Origin of the sequence: Enterobacter cloacae complex sp. 6730903 (assembly GCF_048283985.1) — a bacterium.
GTDB lineage: Bacteria > Pseudomonadota > Gammaproteobacteria > Enterobacterales > Enterobacteriaceae > Enterobacter > Enterobacter hormaechei_C.
Map to the genome: position 1 here is coordinate 1 of NZ_JBLVXX010000208.1, position 294 is coordinate 294.

General features: G+C 42.2%; 1 pseudogene. It reads right to left on the reverse strand.

Going from position 1 to position 294, the window contains the following annotated elements:
- Positions 1–260 (reverse strand): annotated as a pseudogene (locus ACNQ0W_RS25595) (hypothetical protein); the annotation flags it as partial.
- Positions 261–294: the final 34 nt, after the last annotated feature.

The window sequence follows — 294 nt, forward strand, 5'->3', positions numbered from 1 at the left end:
ATTTCATGTGGATTCAAATCACGGCGGTTTGACAGGAGTTGTCCAAGCTTAATTGCAAGCGGCCCCATATCTTCTAAAGCTTCTTTAAGCTTTAAAGGATTTTTGCGTTCACGACTAGACCATGCTGCCGGATGCATTTTTATAATGTTCAATGCATGCTTAGCTTTAACAGGTAATTCATCCGCAGGGAACAACGTATCGAGTCTATAGTGCGCTGCAATACGCCAAAGTTCGAGTAAACGTGAAACGTGCGGAATCATATAAAGTCTTACCTAGTCTTGAGTGGGTTGTAGT